At 40.4% G+C, this 19,032-nt stretch carries 33 protein-coding genes and 1 pseudogene; all 34 read right to left on the reverse strand.

What is annotated here, in order from left to right:
* The 34 genes and pseudogenes from MHH88_RS21400 to MHH88_RS21565 all read right to left on the reverse strand — a co-directional run bounded on the left by MHH88_RS21400 (position 1) and on the right by MHH88_RS21565 (position 18,871).
* Positions 1-798 carry an energy-coupling factor transporter transmembrane protein EcfT gene (locus MHH88_RS21400; protein ID WP_069514351.1) on the reverse strand — a complete coding sequence of 266 codons (798 nt, stop codon included), beginning with the start codon at positions 796-798 and terminating at the stop codon, positions 1-3.
* Positions 795-1,667, reverse strand: a complete 873-nt coding sequence (locus MHH88_RS21405) for an energy-coupling factor ABC transporter ATP-binding protein (RefSeq protein WP_024364355.1) — start codon at positions 1,665-1,667, stop codon at positions 795-797. The genes MHH88_RS21400 and MHH88_RS21405 overlap by 4 nt, the downstream gene beginning before the upstream one ends.
* Positions 1,643-2,488 carry an energy-coupling factor ABC transporter ATP-binding protein gene (locus MHH88_RS21410; RefSeq protein WP_339260584.1) on the reverse strand — a complete coding sequence of 282 codons (846 nt, stop codon included), beginning with the start codon at positions 2,486-2,488 and terminating at the stop codon, positions 1,643-1,645. Before MHH88_RS21410 ends, MHH88_RS21405 begins: the two co-directional genes overlap by 25 nt.
* 401 nt (positions 2,489-2,889) lie before the next feature.
* Positions 2,890-3,270 (reverse strand): 50S ribosomal protein L17, encoded by a 381-nt coding sequence (gene rplQ, locus MHH88_RS21415; RefSeq protein ID WP_010860588.1) that lies wholly within the window; start codon positions 3,268-3,270, stop codon positions 2,890-2,892.
* A 56-nt stretch (positions 3,271-3,326) separates the two neighbouring features.
* On the reverse strand, positions 3,327-4,271 hold the full coding sequence (locus MHH88_RS21420) for a DNA-directed RNA polymerase subunit alpha (protein WP_004233733.1): 945 nt from the start codon (positions 4,269-4,271) through the stop codon (positions 3,327-3,329).
* Positions 4,272-4,410: 139 nt separating this feature from the next.
* Positions 4,411-4,800: a 30S ribosomal protein S11 gene (rpsK, locus tag MHH88_RS21425; protein ID WP_004233731.1), complete on the reverse strand. Its 390-nt coding sequence runs from the start codon at positions 4,798-4,800 to the stop codon at positions 4,411-4,413.
* Between the two features lie 25 nt (positions 4,801-4,825).
* Positions 4,826-5,191: a 30S ribosomal protein S13 gene (rpsM, locus tag MHH88_RS21430; protein WP_024364357.1), complete on the reverse strand. Its 366-nt coding sequence runs from the start codon at positions 5,189-5,191 to the stop codon at positions 4,826-4,828.
* A 24-nt stretch (positions 5,192-5,215) separates the two neighbouring features.
* Entirely contained in the window at positions 5,216-5,329 is a 114-nt protein-coding gene (rpmJ, locus tag MHH88_RS21435) for a 50S ribosomal protein L36 (protein ID WP_000868344.1), read from the reverse strand.
* Between the two features lie 37 nt (positions 5,330-5,366).
* Entirely contained in the window at positions 5,367-5,585 is a 219-nt protein-coding gene (gene infA, locus MHH88_RS21440; protein ID WP_004233690.1) for a translation initiation factor IF-1, read from the reverse strand.
* An 88-nt stretch (positions 5,586-5,673) separates the two neighbouring features.
* Positions 5,674-5,751, reverse strand: a pseudogene (locus MHH88_RS21445) (type I methionyl aminopeptidase); the annotation flags it as partial.
* A 249-nt stretch (positions 5,752-6,000) separates the two neighbouring features.
* On the reverse strand, positions 6,001-6,654 hold the full coding sequence (locus MHH88_RS21450; RefSeq protein ID WP_339260589.1) for an adenylate kinase: 654 nt from the start codon (positions 6,652-6,654) through the stop codon (positions 6,001-6,003).
* A gap of 68 nt (positions 6,655-6,722) precedes the next feature.
* Positions 6,723-8,018 carry a preprotein translocase subunit SecY gene (gene secY / locus MHH88_RS21455; RefSeq protein ID WP_069514339.1) on the reverse strand — a complete coding sequence of 432 codons (1,296 nt, stop codon included), beginning with the start codon at positions 8,016-8,018 and terminating at the stop codon, positions 6,723-6,725.
* Complete coding sequence (gene rplO / locus MHH88_RS21460; protein WP_054771430.1) at positions 8,018-8,458, reverse strand: 50S ribosomal protein L15; 441 nt, start codon at positions 8,456-8,458, stop codon at positions 8,018-8,020. Before rplO ends, secY begins: the two co-directional genes overlap by 1 nt.
* 34 nt (positions 8,459-8,492) lie before the next feature.
* Positions 8,493-8,675 carry a 50S ribosomal protein L30 gene (rpmD, locus tag MHH88_RS21465; protein ID WP_024364361.1) on the reverse strand — a complete coding sequence of 61 codons (183 nt, stop codon included), beginning with the start codon at positions 8,673-8,675 and terminating at the stop codon, positions 8,493-8,495.
* Positions 8,676-8,688: 13 nt separating this feature from the next.
* Positions 8,689-9,192, reverse strand: coding sequence for a 30S ribosomal protein S5 (gene rpsE / locus MHH88_RS21470; RefSeq protein ID WP_024364362.1), 504 nt, complete (start codon positions 9,190-9,192; stop codon positions 8,689-8,691).
* Positions 9,193-9,213: 21 nt separating this feature from the next.
* The gene (gene rplR, locus MHH88_RS21475) at positions 9,214-9,573 is read right to left on the reverse strand and encodes a 50S ribosomal protein L18 (protein WP_069514336.1); all 360 of its coding nucleotides are present in this window, start codon (positions 9,571-9,573) and stop codon (positions 9,214-9,216) included.
* 32 nt (positions 9,574-9,605) lie between these two features.
* Positions 9,606-10,145 (reverse strand): 50S ribosomal protein L6, encoded by a 540-nt coding sequence (rplF, locus tag MHH88_RS21480; protein ID WP_024364364.1) that lies wholly within the window; start codon positions 10,143-10,145, stop codon positions 9,606-9,608.
* 30 nt (positions 10,146-10,175) lie between these two features.
* Complete coding sequence (gene rpsH, locus MHH88_RS21485) at positions 10,176-10,574, reverse strand: 30S ribosomal protein S8 (RefSeq protein WP_008181717.1); 399 nt, start codon at positions 10,572-10,574, stop codon at positions 10,176-10,178.
* Between the two features lie 29 nt (positions 10,575-10,603).
* Positions 10,604-10,789 carry a type Z 30S ribosomal protein S14 gene (locus MHH88_RS21490; protein ID WP_004233656.1) on the reverse strand — a complete coding sequence of 62 codons (186 nt, stop codon included), beginning with the start codon at positions 10,787-10,789 and terminating at the stop codon, positions 10,604-10,606.
* Positions 10,790-10,810: 21 nt separating this feature from the next.
* Positions 10,811-11,350 carry a 50S ribosomal protein L5 gene (gene rplE, locus MHH88_RS21495; RefSeq protein WP_024364365.1) on the reverse strand — a complete coding sequence of 180 codons (540 nt, stop codon included), beginning with the start codon at positions 11,348-11,350 and terminating at the stop codon, positions 10,811-10,813.
* A 29-nt stretch (positions 11,351-11,379) separates the two neighbouring features.
* Positions 11,380-11,688, reverse strand: a complete 309-nt coding sequence (gene rplX / locus MHH88_RS21500) for a 50S ribosomal protein L24 (protein ID WP_004233652.1) — start codon at positions 11,686-11,688, stop codon at positions 11,380-11,382.
* Between the two features lie 35 nt (positions 11,689-11,723).
* On the reverse strand, positions 11,724-12,092 hold the full coding sequence (rplN, locus tag MHH88_RS21505; protein WP_004233650.1) for a 50S ribosomal protein L14: 369 nt from the start codon (positions 12,090-12,092) through the stop codon (positions 11,724-11,726).
* A 43-nt stretch (positions 12,093-12,135) separates the two neighbouring features.
* Entirely contained in the window at positions 12,136-12,399 is a 264-nt protein-coding gene (gene rpsQ, locus MHH88_RS21510; RefSeq protein ID WP_024364366.1) for a 30S ribosomal protein S17, read from the reverse strand.
* 18 nt (positions 12,400-12,417) lie between these two features.
* Positions 12,418-12,618 carry a 50S ribosomal protein L29 gene (rpmC, locus tag MHH88_RS21515; protein ID WP_004233646.1) on the reverse strand — a complete coding sequence of 67 codons (201 nt, stop codon included), beginning with the start codon at positions 12,616-12,618 and terminating at the stop codon, positions 12,418-12,420.
* Positions 12,608-13,042, reverse strand: a complete 435-nt coding sequence (gene rplP, locus MHH88_RS21520; RefSeq protein WP_010860599.1) for a 50S ribosomal protein L16 — start codon at positions 13,040-13,042, stop codon at positions 12,608-12,610. Before rplP ends, rpmC begins: the two co-directional genes overlap by 11 nt.
* 1 nt (position 13,043) lies before the next feature.
* Positions 13,044-13,697, reverse strand: a complete 654-nt coding sequence (gene rpsC, locus MHH88_RS21525) for a 30S ribosomal protein S3 (protein WP_069514333.1) — start codon at positions 13,695-13,697, stop codon at positions 13,044-13,046.
* Between the two features lie 3 nt (positions 13,698-13,700).
* Positions 13,701-14,045, reverse strand: a complete 345-nt coding sequence (gene rplV, locus MHH88_RS21530) for a 50S ribosomal protein L22 (protein ID WP_004233639.1) — start codon at positions 14,043-14,045, stop codon at positions 13,701-13,703.
* Positions 14,046-14,067: 22 nt separating this feature from the next.
* Positions 14,068-14,346: a 30S ribosomal protein S19 gene (rpsS, locus tag MHH88_RS21535; RefSeq protein WP_004233637.1), complete on the reverse strand. Its 279-nt coding sequence runs from the start codon at positions 14,344-14,346 to the stop codon at positions 14,068-14,070.
* Between the two features lie 60 nt (positions 14,347-14,406).
* Positions 14,407-15,237: a 50S ribosomal protein L2 gene (gene rplB / locus MHH88_RS21540; RefSeq protein ID WP_024364368.1), complete on the reverse strand. Its 831-nt coding sequence runs from the start codon at positions 15,235-15,237 to the stop codon at positions 14,407-14,409.
* A gap of 47 nt (positions 15,238-15,284) precedes the next feature.
* Positions 15,285-15,569: a 50S ribosomal protein L23 gene (gene rplW / locus MHH88_RS21545; RefSeq protein ID WP_036205532.1), complete on the reverse strand. Its 285-nt coding sequence runs from the start codon at positions 15,567-15,569 to the stop codon at positions 15,285-15,287.
* Positions 15,569-16,192, reverse strand: coding sequence for a 50S ribosomal protein L4 (rplD, locus tag MHH88_RS21550; protein WP_010860604.1), 624 nt, complete (start codon positions 16,190-16,192; stop codon positions 15,569-15,571). Before rplD ends, rplW begins: the two co-directional genes overlap by 1 nt.
* 26 nt (positions 16,193-16,218) lie before the next feature.
* Positions 16,219-16,848 carry a 50S ribosomal protein L3 gene (gene rplC, locus MHH88_RS21555; protein ID WP_069514330.1) on the reverse strand — a complete coding sequence of 210 codons (630 nt, stop codon included), beginning with the start codon at positions 16,846-16,848 and terminating at the stop codon, positions 16,219-16,221.
* 46 nt (positions 16,849-16,894) lie between these two features.
* On the reverse strand, positions 16,895-17,203 hold the full coding sequence (gene rpsJ / locus MHH88_RS21560) for a 30S ribosomal protein S10 (RefSeq protein WP_004233624.1): 309 nt from the start codon (positions 17,201-17,203) through the stop codon (positions 16,895-16,897).
* A 351-nt stretch (positions 17,204-17,554) separates the two neighbouring features.
* On the reverse strand, positions 17,555-18,871 hold the full coding sequence (locus MHH88_RS21565; RefSeq protein ID WP_339260601.1) for a Na+/H+ antiporter NhaC family protein: 1,317 nt from the start codon (positions 18,869-18,871) through the stop codon (positions 17,555-17,557).
* Positions 18,872-19,032 lie beyond the last annotated feature (161 nt).

The raw sequence follows: 19,032 nt of genomic DNA on the forward strand, positions 1-19,032 counted from the left end.
TTAACTTCTATAGAAAAATAATAAAACAGCCATTGCCGCGAGTAAGGCAAGCGCAAATGTATCGCCCATATCCCACTTGAGTTGACGATAACGCGTACGACCTTCGCCGCCTCGATATCCTCGCACCTCCATCGCGGTCGCTAAGTCCTCTGCACGTTTAAAGGCACTTACAAAGAGCGGTACTAACAATGGAACAACGGCTTTAATACGGTCTTTTATTGGGCCAGAAGATAAATCTGAACCACGCGCCATTTGCGCCTTCATAATTTTATCTGTCTCATCCATCAACGTTGGAATAAAACGCAGTGAAATGGACATCATTAATGCTAGCTCGTGGACAGGAACCTTGATTTTTTTCAATGGATTAAGCAATACTTCAATCCCATCTGTAATGGAAATTGGTGATGTTGTCAGCGTTAAAATGGATGTCATAAACACTAATACAAGGAAACGTGTAGAAATATAAATCCCTTGGCGAACACCGCCCTCATAGATGGAGATAAACTTCCAATGAAATAGTAGGTCGCCTTCCTTGGTCATAAAAATATGCAGCAAGAATGTAAACGCCATTAAAAACAGCACGGGCTTTAGACCATTTATTAAAAAATACAAACGTATACGAGATACTAGAACAATGAGTAACGTAAAAGCTAAGAGCATTGCATATGTTATCGTATTATTCGCTAAAAATACGATAATGATAAATGCAAATACGAAAACGAGTTTAGAGCGTGGGTCAAGCTTATGAACAGGAGAATCTCCTGGCAAGAAGCGCCCGAATATCATTTTCTCCATCATGACTCTGCACGCTCCTCTCTTAATAATCGAGCCATTTCAATCGCTAGCTCCTCTTCAGTTAAACATACCTTTGCCAAAGATGTATTAATCATCTTTTCAACTTTTTGCTGAAAGCGCACAATCCGAGGCGGCTCTAAACGGAATTGTTTCAATGTCTCAATATCTTTAAAAATCTCACGCGGTGTTCCACTCAATACATTTTTGCCCTCATGCATAATGATAAGATTGTCCGCATAACGTGCTGCATCTTCCATACTGTGTGTCACAAGAATTGTCGTTAAATTACGCTCTTGATGTAATGTATAAAACATATCCATAATTTCCTTTTGACCACGGGGATCTAGCCCAGCCGTTGGTTCATCTAAAACAATAACTTCTGGCTCCATTGCTAAAACACCCGCTATGGCCACACGTCGCATTTGTCCGCCAGATAAATCAAATGGTGACTTTTCCAGTACGTTTTCAGGCAAGCCAACTAAACGGACAAGCTCTCTTGCACGCGCCTCAGCCTCTGTTGCAGATACACCAAAGTTCATTGGCCCGAACATAATATCTTTTAATACCGTTTCTTCAAACAGCTGATGCTCTGGAAATTGAAATACAATACCCACACGTTGGCGAACTGCTTTTAAATCCTTAGCCTTTTTACCTGCCTCCACTGTGCGATCGCCTAATTGCACAATGCCCGTTGTTGGCTTTAACAGCGCATTAAAATGTTGTAGAATGGTCGATTTACCAGAACCCGTATGACCAATAATTGCTTGGTACGTATGGGATGGAATCTCAAAATTCACATCGAATAATGCCCGTTTTTCAAAAGGTGTACCTTGAGAATAGGCATAGCTTACTTGTTGAAGTTTGATGTCCATAGATCATTCACCAACTCTTCTTCTGTCATATGTTGTCCCATTAACGGAACACCTTCCTTTTGCAATAACTTTGATAACTTCATGGCAAATGGTAAATCAAGCCCTAGCTCCGTTAATTTGTCCCCCAGTGAAAAAATTTCAGCAGGTGATCCTTCCGCAAACTTCTTACCATCGTTCATAAATAGTATACGATCAGCCAACATGGCCTCTTCTAAATCATGGGTAATGGATAACACCGTTAGCCCTGTTTCTGCGCGTAATGTTTGGACAGTTTGTAATACTTCGGCACGGCCTTGTGGGTCTAACATAGATGTGGCTTCATCTAATATAAGCAACTTTGGCTTCAATGCTAATGCCCCTGCAATCGCAACACGTTGCTTCTGTCCACCCGATAAATGATGTGGCTCATGATCTAAAAAGTTACTCATCTTCACTTGTTCCAACGCGGCATGTACACGTTTTACCATTTCTTCAAACGGTATGCCGTTATTTTCAAGTGCAAAGGCAACATCATCTTGCACGGTTGCCCCTACAAATTGATTGTCTGGATTTTGAAACACCATGCCCATTTGTGAGCGGCATTCCCATAGGTTATCTTCATTTAAGACTTCACGTAGTATACGAACATCTCCCTGCTGCGGGAATAATAAACCATTCATTAATTTGGCGATCGTAGATTTCCCTGAACCATTATGACCAACGATGGCAATCCACTCACCTTCTTGGACGGCAAAGCTTACATTTTCAACAGCGTTTCGCAGCTCTTGATTTTCAGGTGTATATGAAAACGTCACATTATTTAACGATAAAATTTCGGGCATTTCTAGAACTCCTCTCTACATGCTCAGCTATACTAACTAACTTACACTTTTTTATGTATGAATTCTACTACAATCAATATGTCGGTATAAGAAAAGTGCCTACGCGCTTATTCTTTTATATTAAAAAAAGCACCATCAATTGGCGCTGTTTCGTTGTTCATTAAAATAATAATAAAAAAGCGCGCACCTCATTCGATAGAAATGCGCTAGTCGTTACATTTACAAGAAACACGGGTGCTCAAGCCCTTGCCTCTTTTGAATGAGGTGCGGAGAGCTAAACGAGACGCCACACAACAGTGTCCGCTCATCATAACGCTCAGCTTAATTATTTGTCGTATAAATCGTTTATAAAGAAAGAGGGTGGTGGTTCCACCCTCTTCACCACTTGTTTTCTCTTATGATTAAACTAATTCAATCACAACAACAGGTGCACCGTCACCACGACGAGGACCTACTTTAAGAATACGAGTGTAACCACCTTGACGCTCTGCGTAACGTGGTGCAACATCATCAAATAGCTTTTGTAGCGCAAATGAAGTTGTTTCGTTACCTTCTTCGTCAGTAGTTGTTACTAGTTCACGACGGATGAATGCAGCAGCTTGACGGCGTGCGTGTAAATCTCCGCGTTTACCTAAAGTAATCATTTTTTCAACAGCTTTACGTACTTCTTTAGCGCGAGCCTCAGTAGTTTCGATACGCTCGTTGATGATTAAATCAGTAGCTAAGTCACGTAACATCGCTTTACGTTGAGAACTTGTACGACCAAGTTTTCTGTAACCCATGGATGTTTCCCTCCTTTATAAAAAATATCTGATCTTATAAGTTTTGTTTAAATCGCTTAGTCTTCTTTGCGTAACCCTAAACCAAGCTCTTCTAACTTCGCTTTTACCTCTTCTAATGACTTACGTCCAAGGTTACGAACTTTCATCATGTCGTCTTCTGACTTATTCGCAAGTTCTAGTACTGTATTAATACCAGCGCGTTTTAAGCAGTTGTAAGAACGAACAGAAAGATCAAGTTCTTCGATAGTCATCTCTAAAACTTTTTCTTTTTGATCTTCTTCTTTTTCGACCATGATTTCAGCAGTTTGAGCCTCATCTGTCATGCCAACGAAGATGTTTAGATGCTCGGTTAAAATTTTTGCTCCGAGCGAAATCGCCTCTTTCGGACCGATGCTACCATCTGTCCACACATCAAGAGAAAGTTTGTCGTAGTCAGAAGACTGACCTACACGAGTATTTTCCACTTGGAAATTGACGCGTGATACTGGAGTGTAAATAGAGTCGATCGGGATCACGCCGATAGGAAGATCCTCACGTTTGTTTTGATCAGCAGGAGTGTAACCACGGCCGCGTTGAGCGTACATACGCATACGTAAATGACCGTTTTTAGCGATTGTTGCAATATATAGATCTGGGTTTAAAATTTCTACGTCACTGTCATGTGTAATGTCAGCAGCCGTAACTGTTCCATCGCCCTTTACATCAATCTCAATAACTTTTTCTTCGTCAGAGTAGATTTTAAGAGCAAGCTTTTTCACGTTCAAAATAATTGAAGCTACATCTTCCACAACGCCTTCTACAGTTGAGAATTCGTGAAGAACGCCATCAATTTGGATTGAAGTGACAGCAGCTCCTGGTAATGAAGACAGAAGGATACGACGTAAAGAATTACCCAAAGTGTTTCCATATCCGCGTTCAAGCGGTTCTACAACAAACTTTCCATATTTGGAATCTTCGCTGATCTCCACCGTTTCAATCTTTGGTTTTTCAATTTCGATCATTTCATTTACCCTCCTTCAAAACATCGAATGTATAGGTTCTTTCCATCATAGATTCGATCGTCATTGACGTATCGTTTATTATCTGCACAAGACAGTCTGTACAAAAAATGATGTTCTCATACACTATGAGAAGCACCCATTACACGCGACGACGTTTTGGCGGACGGCAACCATTGTGAGGAACTGGAGTAACGTCTTTAATAGCAGTTACTTCTAAACCAGCAGCTTGAAGTGCACGAATTGCAGCTTCACGACCAGCACCAGGACCTTTAACAGTTACTTCCAACGTTTTCAGACCATGTTCAAGGGATGTTTTAGCAGCAGTTTCTGCAGCCATTTGAGCAGCGAATGGTGTAGATTTACGTGAACCACGGAAACCAAGAGCACCAGCACTTGACCAAGATACAGCGTTACCTTGCATATCTGTAATCGTTACAATTGTATTGTTAAATGTAGAACGAATGTGTGCAATACCAGATTCGATATTCTTTTTCACACGACGTTTACGAGTTTGTTGTTTACGAGCCATGTTAAGAAGGAACCTCCTTTACGTATTATTTTTTCTTGTTCGCAACTGTTTTACGAGGACCTTTACGCGTACGCGCATTGTTCTTCGTATTTTGACCACGAACAGGTAAACCACGACGGTGACGGATACCACGGAATGAACCGATTTCCATCAGACGTTTAATGTTTAATGAAGTTTCGCGACGTAAGTCACCTTCAAGTTTGTAAGAATCTAATTGTTCACGGATTAAGTTTAACTGATCTTCAGTTAAGTCGCGTACGCGTGTATCTTCTGAAATACCTGCGCCAGCTAATACTTTCTGAGCTGTAGTTTTACCAATACCGTAAATGTAAGTTAATGAAATTACCACGCGTTTGTCGCGAGGAATGTCAACACCAGCAATACGTGCCATGTACGTTGTGCACCTCCTTTAGAATCAACCTTGTTTTTGTTTGTGTTTAGGATTTTCACAGATTACCATTACTTTACCGCGTCGGCGAATTACTTTACATTTTTCGCAGATCGGTTTCACAGATGGTCTCACTTTCATCTAACCTAACCTCCTTAGTAGTCCGGAGCGCAAAAGATTATTTAAAACGGTATGTGATACGACCGCGAGTTAAATCATAAGGAGATAACTCGATAGTAACCTTATCTCCAGGTAGAATACGGATAAAGTGCATACGAATCTTACCAGAAACGTGTGCTAAAATCACATGTCCATTTTCTAATTCTACCTTAAACATCGCGTTTGGCAAAGTCTCAACAACTGTCCCTTCGACTTCAATTACATCATCTTTCGCCATCTACTCTGTCTCTCCTCTCTATATGCAAATTAAAGTTCTCATCGTTACATCAAACGGATATCTGCTGCAACTATAGAAGCAACCTCGTTTCAACATATGTTTGGATTGTATGAGAGATGTTTGAAAGACGCTCGTCTGGTTTCGCTTCACACAATCCACGGAATATACAGGACCAGTATGGGCACTGAATCTCCCATGTTTACACGAATACCGGAATGTCTTTGATGAGATATTCATACCCGTTACACAGATGCTTCCACGAAACCCATTATACTCTCTCAAAAGTCATGTTGCACTTTTTAAAAGAAATATATACCGGGCACAATATGCTTTTGCAACTCTCAAAAAAATTATGTTTCGGTGTTGCTCCCGCATGCCTCCCGCGGAAGCAGTATTCTGCGCCCGGAGCCGGGTATCAGCTGCGGCTGCCCTGTAAAAGAGCATCAAGATCAGCAAACACTTTATTAATATCTTGCTGTCCATCAATATTTGTTAACACACCTTTTGCTTCATAGAAGTCCAATAAAGGTTGTGCTTGATTCATATTTACTTCAAGACGGTTTGCAACCGTTTCAGGATTATCATCCGCACGTGTGTATAATTCGCAACCATCTTTATCACATTTACCTTCCACAGCTGGTGGATTGAAAATTAAATGATAAGATGTACCGCAAGTTTTACAAATACGACGACCAGATAAACGAGCAATTAGCTCATCTTTTTCAACTTGAATGTTTAACGTATGTTCAATAGCTTTACCAAGATCAGCTAAAATGCTGTCTAACGCTTCCGCTTGAGGAACTGTACGTGGGAATCCATCTAATAGGAAACCTTTATCACAATCAGCTTTAGCAAGTCGCTCACGAACAATACCAATCGTTACTTCATCAGGTACTAGAGCACCTTGATCCATGAACGATTTAGCCTGTAAGCCTAGCTCTGTACCATCTTTAATAGCGGCACGGAACATGTCTCCTGTAGAAATATGAGGAATTGCGTACTTCTCAACAATTTTATCTGCCTGTGTACCTTTACCAGCACCTGGCAGACCCATTAAAACGATATTCATCGGAAATAGTCCTCCCACAAAAGGTTTGCTGATTTCAGGAAACGAAGAACGTTCCCTAAAAATCAACATTATTTCATAAAGCCTTTGTAGTGACGTTTAACAAGTTGTGATTCTAGCTGTTTCATCGTTTCTAGCGCTACGCCGACTACGATAATAATACTAGTACCACCGATTTGCACTGAGGCAGGTAGATTCATAAGGTTGATGAATATAATCGGCATTACTGCAATTACAGTTAAGAATATCGCACCAACAAATGTTAGTCGATATAACACGCTTGTTAAATACGTTTGAGTGTTTTCACCCGGGCGAATACCTGGAATGTAAGCACCTTGTTTTTTCAAGTTGTCTGCCACATTTTCTGGATTCACTTGTACGAATGCATAGAAATATGTGAATGCGACGATCAATGCAACATAAATCAACATTCCAACAGGTTTCTGATAATCGAACGTGTTTTCAATGAATGCTGTGATATCGTTTTGACCAAAGAACGCTGCTAACGTACGAGGTGTGACAAGGAACGCTACTGAGAAGATTACCGGAATAACCCCTGCAGCATTTACTTTTAACGGTAAGTGCGTTTGCTGACCACCAGTTTGTTGGTTGCGTCCAGTAACTCGTTTTGCATATTGAATTGGAATTTTACGAAGTGCTTGTTGCACGTAAATAACCCCAACGACAATTGCAAGTAAAATCAAAGCAAGTAATGCAAGGATGATAATGTTAATAAACAGTTTATCGCCTGCACCCTCAATTTGTTGTGCATAGATTTGGTTTATTCCTGTAGGTAATGCTGCCACGATACCAGCAAAGATTACAACAGAAATACCATTACCAACACCATGTGCGGTAATTTGTTCAGCAAGCCATACTAGGAATGCTGTACCTGCTGTCAATACAATTGAAATTGTAATATAAGTTAGAATTCCCTCTTCTTTAATCAAAGATCCACCGTACATTTTGTTGAAGCCAAATGACATGGCGAATGATTGGATAAAAGCAAGAATAATTGTAAAGTAGCGAGTAAATTGTGCAAGTTTACGTCTTCCGACTTCACCTTGCTTTGCCCATTCAGCAAATTTCGGTACTACGTCCATTTGCAATAACTGAACAATGATTGAGGCTGTGATGTATGGCATAATTCCCATCGCGAAGATAGAGAAGTTTTGCAACGCACCACCGCCAAAAGTATTGAGGAAACCAACGAGGTTAAACTCATCAGTTGCCTTTAATACAGTTGCGTCAACATTCGGTACTGGTATGAATGTACCAATACGGAAAATAATTAACATTAAAAGAGTGAAGATGATTTTATTTCTTATATCTCGAACACGCATAAAGTTAGAGATTGTCTGAAACATTAAATCACCTCAGTAGTTCCGCCGGCATTCTCGATTGCTTCTTTTGCTGAAGCTGAGAATTTATGAGCTTTTACTGTAAGCTTTTTGTTAAGTGTTCCATTACCAAGAACTTTAATTCCAGCTTTTTCATTGCTCACAAGACCAGTTTCAAGTAATAATGCAGTTGTTACTTCTGCACCGTCTTCGAAACGGTTTAATGTGTCAAGGTTAACGATAGCGTATTCTTTACGGTTAATGTTCGTAAATCCACGTTTAGGTAAACGACGGAATAACGGGTTTTGACCGCCCTCAAAGCCTGGGCGAACACCGCCACCAGAACGAGCGTTTTGACCTTTATGACCTTTACCTGCTGTTTTACCGTTACCAGAACCGATACCACGACCAACGCGATTGCGTTGTTTACGAGAACCTTCTGCTGGTTTTAACTCATGCAGTTTCATAGTGGGTGGCACCTCCTTGTTCATTAATTAAAAATTAATTTTCTTTTACAGTAACTAAGTGAGCTACTTTATCAAGCATACCGCGAGTAGCTGCGTTATCAGCTTTCTCAACAGTTTGATTTAATTTACGTAATCCTAGAGCTTCAATAGTTTTACGTTGTGCCGGTTTAGAACCGATCACAGATTTTGTAAGGGTGATTTCTAATTTGTTAGCCATTATTATTCCCCCCTTATCCTAATATTTCTTCCACTGATTTGCCACGTAATTTTGCAACGTCCTCTACGCGTTTTAATTCAGTTAAACCTTGAACAGTAGCACGCACCATATTGATTGGTGTGTTAGATCCAAGTGATTTTGAAAGAATATCAGTAATACCAGCAAGTTCTAGTACGGCACGTACTGGACCACCAGCGATAACCCCTGTACCAGGAGCAGCAGGTTTGATTAGGATTTCTCCTGCACCGAAGCGACCAAGCACTAAGTGTGGAGTTGTTCCACCTACACGTGGCACTTCGATTAAGTTTTTCTTCGCATCTTCAACAGCTTTACGGATAGCATCTGGCACCTCTTGAGCTTTACCAGTACCGAAACCAACATGTCCGTTTCTATCGCCAACTACAACTAATGCTGTGAAGCGGAAGCGACGTCCACCTTTAACAACTTTAGCAACACGGTTAATAGTAACTACGCGTTCTTCAAGTTCTCCAAGTTTGTTTGCGTCAATTCGACTCATGAAATGTGTCCCTCCTTCTTATTAAAATTCTAAACCGTTCTCACGTGCAGCTTCAGCTAAAGCTTTTACACGTCCATGATATAAGTAACCACCACGGTCAAATACAATTGCAGTAATGTTTTTTTCCGCAGCGCGTTTCGCGATTGTTTCACCGATTTTTGATGCAGCTTCTACGTTGTTACCAGCACCTTCAAAACCTTTTTCTTGAGATGATGCGCTAACAAGTGTTACGCCTGCTACGTCATCGATAAGTTGAGCGTAGATGTTCTTGTTAGAACGGAATACGTTTAAGCGTGGACGCTCAGCAGTACCCGCGATTTTAGAACGAACTCGCGCATGACGTTTTTTACGAACTTGATTTTTATCCTGTTTCGTAATCACAAGGGTCACTCCTTTCTAATGCTTAAGCAGCATTATTTACCTGTTTTACCTTCTTTACGACGAACGTATTCGCCTTCGTAACGGATACCTTTACCTTTATAAGGCTCTGGTGGACGAACGTCACGGATATTAGATGCAAGAGCGCCAACGCGTTCTTTGCTGATACCTTTAACGATGATTTTTGTATTAGTCGGAACTTCTACTTCAAGACCATCTTCTGGTGTGAACTCAACTGGGTGAGAGTAACCTACGTTAAGTACAAGCTTTTTACCTTGTAATTGCGCACGGTAACCGACACCGATAAGTTCTAATGATTTTTCGAAACCTGCAGAAACACCAGTAACCATGTTCGCTAAAAGCGCACGAGTTGTACCGTGGTTTGTGCGGTGTTCTTTTGAATCAGAAGGACGAGATACAGAGATCACATTACCTTCTTGCTCAATTTTCATATCTTGGTGGAAAGAACGAACAAGTTCGCCTTTAGGACCTTTAACAGTAACAGTGTTGTCAGCTGCGACAGTAACAGTTACGTTAGCTGGTACCTCGATAATTTTTTTACCTACACGAGACATTTAGTTGCACCTCCATTCATTTATTGCTAATTACCAAACGTATGCTAGAACTTCGCCGCCAACTTGTTTAGCGCGAGCTTCTTTATCTGTTAATAAACCTTGTGAAGTTGACACTAAAGCGATACCAAGACCGTTCAGTACTTTAGGAACTTCATTTGTTTTAGCATATACACGTAGACCAGGTTTAGAAATACGTTTTAGGCCAGTGATAACGCGCTCGTTATCTTTACCGTACTTTAAGAAGATACGGATGATACCTTGTTTGTTGTCTTCCACGTATTCTACGTCACGTACGAAACCTTCACGCTTTAAAATTTCAGCGATTTCTTTTTTCACGTTGGAAGCTGGTACTTCTAACTTCTCGTGACGAACCATGTTCGCATTACGAATGCGAGTAAGCATATCTGCAATCGGATCAGTCATTGTCATTACATTTACCTCCTTCCCAAATTAGGGGATTACCAGCTGGCTTTTTTAACGCCAGGAATTTGTCCCTTATATGCAAGTTCTCGGAAACAAATACGGCAAAGTTTGAATTTGCGATATACTGAGTGTGGACGACCACAGCGTTCACAACGTGTATATTCTTGCACTTTAAACTTTTGCTTACGTTGTTGTTTAACGATCATAGATTTTTTAGCCACGTTTTCGCCCTCCTTGTTTAATTACTTTTGGAACGGCATACCGAATTGTGTCAATAACTCGCGAGCTTCTTCGTCAGAGTTCGCTGTCGTTACGATCACGATGTCCATACCGCGTACTTTTGAAACTTTATCGTAATCGATTTCTGGGAAAATTAATTGCTCTTTAACACCAAGAGTGTAGTTACCGCGACCATCGAATGCTTTTTTAGAAACACCACGGAAGTCACGTACACGAGGTAATGCGATTGCGATTAATTTATCCAAGAATTCATACATACGCTCACCGCGTAATGTAACTTTAGCACCGATAGGCATACCTTCACGTAGACGGAAACCTGCGATCGATTTTTTCGCTTTAGTTACTACTGGTTTTTGACCAGTGATAATTGTCAATTCTTCTACAGCTGCATCTAGCGCTTTAGAGTTTTGAACTGCATCGCCAACACCCATGTTGATAACGATTTTATCAACTTTTGGAAGTTGCATAACTGATTTATATCCAAATTTGCTCATTAGAGCAGGAGAAACTTCATTTAAATATTTTTCTTTTAGGCGGCTCATGTGTGTACCTCCCTTCTTTTATTTACTAATTAGTCGATTACTGCACCTGATTTTTTTGCAACACGAACTTTTTTACCGTTTTCGATTTTATAACCTACACGAGTCGGCTCGCCAGATTTAGGATCGATTAGCATTACGTTCGAAACGTGAATTGCAGCCTCTTGGCTTACAATCCCACCTTGTGGATTCAATTGGTTAGGTTTAACGTGTTTTTTCACGATGTTTACACCTTCAACAAGAACGCGGTCTTGTTTAGGGAAAGCAGCTAGGATTACTCCTTCTTTGCCTTTGTCCTTACCAGTGATAACCTTAACCTTGTCACCTTTTTTTACATGCATGCTGTCGCACCTCCTTGATTGGCACTGTCATGAAATTAAAGAACTTCTGGAGCTAGAGAAACGATTTTCATGAAGTTGCTGTCACGTAATTCACGTGCAACAGGTCCGAAAATACGAGTTCCGCGTGGTGATTTATCATCACGAATAATTACACAAGCATTTTCATCAAATTTGATGTAAGTACCGTCTTTACGACGTACGCCTGATTTAGTACGAACGATAACAGCTTTAACAACGTCACCCTTCTTGACAACGCCACCTGGTGTTGCTTTCTTAACTGTACAAACAACGATATCACCGATGTTAGCAGTTTTACGGCCAGAGCCACCAAGCACTTTAATTGTAAGAACTTCACGTGCACCTGAGTTGTCAGCAACTTTCATACGACTTTCTTGTTGGATCACTTAGGTTACCTCCCTTCGGAAATTGGTTGTTCCGAAATAGTTATTAAATAATAACCGCTTTTTCTACAACTTCAACTAGACGGAAACGTTTAGTAGCTGATAGCGGGCGAGTCTCCATGATACGTACGATATCACCGATTTTCGCTTGGTTTTGCTCATCATGAGCTTTAAACTTTTTAGAGTACTTTACACGTTTACCATAAAGCTTGTGCTTTTTGTGAGTTTCAACTAAAACAGAAATTGTTTTGTCCATTTTATCTGAAACGACACGGCCCGTGTAAACTTTGCGTTGATTACGCTCAGTCATACTTGAAAACCTCCTTTATCAGTTATTTGCACTGATTTCTCTTTCACGAATAACAGTTTTCATACGCGCGATTGCTTTACGCACTTCACGAATACGAGCTGTGTTTTCTAATTGACCAGTCGCCAATTGGAAGCGAAGGTTGAAAAGCTCTTCTTTCAGTGATTTCACTTTTAATTCAATTTCAGAAGTGGCAAGGTCACGGATTTCATTAGCTTTCATTAGATTCACCACCAGTTTCTTGACGTTTTACGATCTTACATTTAACAGGAAGCTTATGTGATGCTAAACGAAGTGCTTCACGTGCGATCTCTTCAGATACACCAGCAATTTCGAACATTACTTTTCCTGGTTTAACAACTGCTACCCAACCTTCAGGAGAACCTTTACCAGAACCCATGCGGACTTCTAGAGGTTTTTTCGTGTAAGGTTTGTGCGGGAAGATTTTAATCCAAACTTTACCGCCACGTTTCATGTAACGAGTCATCGCGATACGTGCAGATTCGATTTGACGGTTAGTAATCCAGCTAGCAGTTTGAGCTTGTAGGCCCCATTCGCCGAAAGATACTTCTTTACCGCCTTTCGCTTCGCCACGCATGTTTCCGCGGTGTTCACGACGGTATTTTACGCGTTTAGGCAATAACATATTATTTGCCTCCTTCCACAGATTTCTTCGTAGGAAGAACTTCACCACGGTAGATCCATACTTTAACGCCTAATTTACCGTAAGTAGTGTCAGCTTCTGCGTGTGCATAGTCGATGTCAGCACGTAGAGTATGAAGTGGAACAGTTCCTTCACTATAGTGTTCAGCACGCGCGATATCAGCGCCACCTAAACGACCAGATACTTGTGTTTTAATTCCTTTTGCACCAGCACGCATTGTGCGTTGGATCGCTTGCTTTTGCGCACGACGGAATGAAACACGGTTTTCTAATTGACGAGCGATGTTTTCAGCTACTAGACGAGCGTCAAGATCAGCACGTTTAATTTCGATAATGTTGATGTGTACACGTTTACCAGTTAATTCGCCAAGGTATTTACGAAGGTTTTCAACTTCAGTACCACCTTTACCGATTACCATCCCTGGTTTAGCAGTGTGAATTGTAATGTTTACACGGTTTGCAGCACGTTCGATTTCAACTTTAGAAACAGAAGCGTCTTTAAGAGCCGTTTCAATATATTTACGCACTTTGATGTCTTCGTGAAGTAGAGTTGCATAGTCTTTTTCAGCGTACCATTTTGACTCCCAGTCACGAATAATACCAACGCGCAGTCCTATTGGATGTACTTTTTGACCCACGGATTAACCCTCCTTCTTCTCAGATACCACTAAAGTGATGTGGCTTGTGCGTTTGTTAATTGCGCTTGCACGTCCTTGTGCACGTGGACGGAAACGTTTTAATGTTGGACCTTCATCAACGAATACTTCAGAAACTACTAAAGAGTTGATATCTAGATCGTAGTTGTGCTCAGCATTAGCAACTGCAGATTTTAATACTTTCTCAACGACTGGAGACGCCGCTTTTGGAGTATGACGTAAAATTGCAACTGCCTCACCTACTTGCTTACCTCGGATTAAGTCTACAACTAGACGAACTTTACGAGGAGCGATACGTACTGTGCGAGCGATAGCTTTAGCTTGTGTCATTAGGATTTACCTCCTCTCAAAATTAGCGTCTTGTTTTCTTGTCGTCTGCACCGTGACCTTTGTAAGTACGAGTCGGTGCGAATTCACCAAGTTTGTGGCCTACCATATCTTCTGTTACGTATACAGGAACATGTTTACGTCCATCATATACAGCAATTGTTAGTCCGATGAAGTTCGGGAAGATTGTAGAACGGCGAGACCAAGTTTTAATAACTTGTTTCTTCTCAGAAGCCTCTTGTGCTTCCACTTTTTTCATTAAGTGGTCATCAACAAAAGGTCCTTTTTTCAAACTGCGACCCATGTAGGAACCTCCCTCCGTGATTCCACCACGGCTCTCACATAGAACCGTAGTTTAACCACTTTATTTTTTACGACTACGGATGATGAATTTATCCGATTTGTTTTTCTTATTACGAGTTTTGTAACCAAGTGCTGGTTTACCCCAAGGTGTCATCGGTGATTTACGTCCGATTGGAGAACGTCCTTCACCACCACCGTGTGGGTGATCGTTAGGGTTCATTACAGAACCACGAACAGTTGGGCGTTTACCTAACCAACGGCTACGACCTGCTTTACCGATGTGCACAAGTTCATGTTGTTCGTTACCAACTTGACCGATTGTAGCGCGGCAAGTAGCAAGAACTAAACGTACTTCACCAGATTGTAGACGAACGATTACGTATTTGTCTTCACGACCAAGTACTTGCGCAGAAGTACCAGCAGAACGTACTAATTGTCCACCTTTACCAGGTTTTAACTCGATGTTATGGATTGTTGTACCCATTGGAATGTTTGCTAATGGTAATGTGTTACCTACTTTAATATCAGCATCTGGACCAGATACGATTGTTTGACCAACCTCTAGACCTTTTGGTGCTAAGATGTAAGCTTTTGCTCCATCAGCGTAGTTAATTAATGCGATATTCGCAGAACGGTTTGGATCATATTCAATAGTAGCAACTTTCGCTGGAATGCCATCTTTAACACGTTTGAAATCGATAACACGATATTGCTTCTTATGACCACCACCATGATGACGAACAGTGATTTTACCTTGGTTGTTACGACCAGCTTTGCGTTTAGTTGGTTCAAGCAATGATTTCTCAGGCTTGTTAGTTGTAATTTCCGCAAAGTCTAAAGACGTCATATTACGACGACCATTAGAGGTAGGTTTATACTTTTTAATCGCCATTGTGTTTCCCTCCTTCTTGATTGTTCAAATCATAAATCCTTAAAGGATTACATTTCGAATAATTCGATGTCTTTGCTGTCCGCAGTTAGTTTAACAATCGCTTTACGACGTTTGTTTGTGTAACCACCGTAACGGCCAACGCGTTTGAATTTACCTTTGTAGTTAAGAACGTTTACTTTCTCAACGTTTACGCCAAAGATTTCTTCTACAGCGTCTTTTACTTGAGTTTTGTTAGCGCGAGTGTCTACTTCGAAAGTATACTTTTTCTCTGCCATAAGTTCTGAAGAACGCTCAGTAATGACCGGACGTTTTAAAATATCACGTGCTTCCATTATCCAAGCACCTCCTCAACTTTTTCTACTGCAGCTTTAGTGAATACAACTTTTTCATGACCTAAAAGATCAAGAACGTTGATTCCGTTTGCAGTTAAAACTGTTACACCAGGGATGTTACGAGCAGATAATGCTACGTTTTCATCTAGGTCAGCAGTTACGAATAAAGATTTTTTCTCTAAAGAAAGATCTTTAAGGATTTTAGTAAATTCTTTTGTTTTTGGTGCTGCTAGTGTAAGAGCATCAAGAACTAAGAAGTTTTGTTCTACTACTTTAGCTGATAAAGCAGATTTAAGAGCTAAACGACGAACTTTTTTAGGTAATTTATAAGAATAGCTACGTGGAGTTGGACCGAATACGATACCACCGCCGCGCCATTGTGGAGAACGGATAGAACCTTGACGAGCACGACCAGTTCCTTTTTGACGCCATGGTTTACGACCACCACCAGCAACTTCAGAACGGTTTTTAACCTTATGATTACCTTGACGAAGAGAAGCGCGTTGTGCAACTACTGCGTCGAATAATACTGCTTCATTTGGCTCGATTCCGAAGATCGCTTCGTTTAACTCGATTTCACCAACTGAAGCACCTGTTTGACTAAGTACAGATACTTTTGTCATTCCTGTTTCCTCCTTTCTTGAAGTGATTAGTTAGCTTTAATTGCAGTTTTAACTGTAACTAGAGCTTTTTTAGAACCAGGAACATTACCTTTAACAAGTAGTAAGTTACGTTCTGCATCAACTTTTACGATTTCTAAGTTTTGGATTGTAACTACTGTGCCACCCATTTGACCAGGTAATTTCTTTTGTTTAAATACGCGGTTCGGAGCAACTGGACCCATTGAACCAGGACGACGGTGGTAACGAGAACCGTGGGCCATAGGACCACGAGATTGTCCGTGGCGTTTGATAACACCTTGGAAACCTTTACCTTTAGTAACTCCTGTTACATCAATTACATCGCCTTCTGCGAAAATTTCTACTTTGACTTCTTGACCAACTTCGTATTCTTCAACGTTCACGTTGCGGAATTCACGAATGAAGCGCTTAGGAGCAGTATTCGCTTTTGCTACGTGACCTTGTTCTGGTTTGTTAGAAAGCTTAACGCGCTTATCTTCGAAACCAACTTGGATAGCTTCGTAGCCGTCAGTTTCAACAGTTTTCTTTTGAAGAACTACGTTTGGAGTAGCTTCGATAACTGTTACCGGGATTAAATCGCCGTTTTCAGCGAAAACTTGTGTCATACCAATTTTTCTACCTAAGATTCCTTTAGCCATTTGTCACACCTCCTGTAAGTTTTAAAAAGTTATATTGTTTTTACCATTAAAGTTTGATTTCGATATCAACGCCAGATGGTAAATCAAGTTTCATTAACGCATCAACAGTTTGTGGTGTTGGGTTAACGATATCGATCAGACGTTTATGCGTACGCATCTCGAATTGTTCACGAGAGTCTTTGTACTTGTGAACAGCACGTAGAATTGTGTACACAGACTTCTCAGTTGGAAGTGGAATCGGACCTGATACACTTGCACCTGAACGTTTTGCAGTCTCCACAATTTTCTCAGCAGACTGATCTAAAATACGGTGATCATACGCTTTTAAACGAATACGAATCTTTTGTTTTGCCATTATTTTCCCTCCTTCTCGCCTATTTTCTAGACATTCTCCACGAAAATTCTCCAACGCACCGCCATGGCAAAGCGGCCGGGTGTGTCGGCAACCTCTCGTTTCATCGCAGTCAAAGACCAACATTCAACATTATATACAATAAAAAAAGAATAAGCAAGTCTTTTCGCTAAATTCTTTTAAATGTTGTAGATATTCTTTACTACTAATATTTCTCGCTTATTTAAGCCGTTTACTAGTATATATAATTTTCATTGATTTTGCAACACTTAACCTGTGCTATCTACGTTTTCGAACATTTCGAACAATTAACAAAAAAAGCAGTCTCTAAAATTTAGAAACTGCTTCCCAACATTATAGAAAGAATACACAGGCAATCCATCCAAATAGGACAAGTGGAATATTAATAAAGATAAACGTCGGTACACATGTATCCCAAATATGATTATGTTGTCCATCAACATTTAAGCCAGCAGTTGGTCCTAATGTTGAATCTGATGCTGGTGAACCTGCGTCACCTAATGCGCCTGCAGTGCCAATTAAGCACAATATCGCTAAAGGGCTCATTCCTAATCCTTGTGCTAACGGAACAAATAAAGTCGCAATAATCGGTACTGTCGCAAAAGAAGAGCCTATGCCCATTGTGACAACTAATCCAATCACTAGCATAATAAATACCGCCAAACTTCTATTGCCTTCAAGGTATGCCAGAGAGCTTGTAATTAAACTATCTACATCACCCGTTGCATTGATAACGGAAGCGAACCCATTGGCGGCAATCATTACAAAGCCAATGAATGCCATCATCTTCATACCTTCTGATAGAATTTCATCGGCCTCTCTCCATTTTAGAGCACCCGTAAAATACATAATCATGATCCCTGCAAAGGCGCCAACAATCATGGAATCTGTTGCGATTTGCGCGATAAGTGAAACAATTAATGCTAGTGCCGTAGAAATAATAACTGTTTTACTAACATTCACATTTAAAGCCGCTGTTTCTACATCTGTATTTTTGTATTTACGTGGTTTGCGATATACATAGAATGCAATCCCTAGTCCTACTAACATACCTAGGATAGGAATAGCCATTGCTACAGGCACATCACTTGCTTGTGCAACCATTCCAGCATTCGTTACTTGCGTTGACACAATTTCTTGGAAGATTGCTCCGAAGCCTGCTGGTACAAAACTATAGGTACCAATTAAGCCAACCGCAATTAGCGTGGCTATTATTCTACGATCCACTTCTAGCATATTTAAAACTTTTAAAATCGGTGGTATTAGTAAAGGGATAAAGGCAATATGAATTGGAATTAAGTTTTGAGAAAAAATCGCCATGATAAAAATAAGGAGAAAAATTAATACTTTTACTAAGCCCTTCCTATTACTTGAACCATTTTTATTTAACACGTTTAACATACCCGCAATCAATAAGTCAGGTATACCTGTCTTCGAGATAGCTATAGCAAATCCACCAAGTAGACCATAACTAAGTGCAATAGTAGCACCTGCCCCTAACCCCTCTGTAAACGACTCGACAGTTGCTTGAATACCCATACCACTTGTTAAGCCCCCTGCAAAGGCTCCTAAAACAAGTGAAAGGACAACATTGATTCGAAGCAAACTTAATATTAACATGACAGCTACTGCCACAATTACCGCATTCATAAAGACACTTCACTTTCGTACACTAGATTATTAATATGTTAAACTTTAATATTCTGACAAACGAAAGTCAAGCTGTTATGAAATATTTCATTAAATGTAAAATTCAAAAAACAGTATGACCTGTATTAGATCATACTGTTTTTCGGAGTTTCTTCCTATTT

The organism is Lysinibacillus sp. FSL K6-3209 (genome assembly GCF_037976175.1).
GTDB classification, from domain to species: Bacteria; Bacillota; Bacilli; order Bacillales_A; family Planococcaceae; genus Lysinibacillus; species Lysinibacillus sphaericus_D.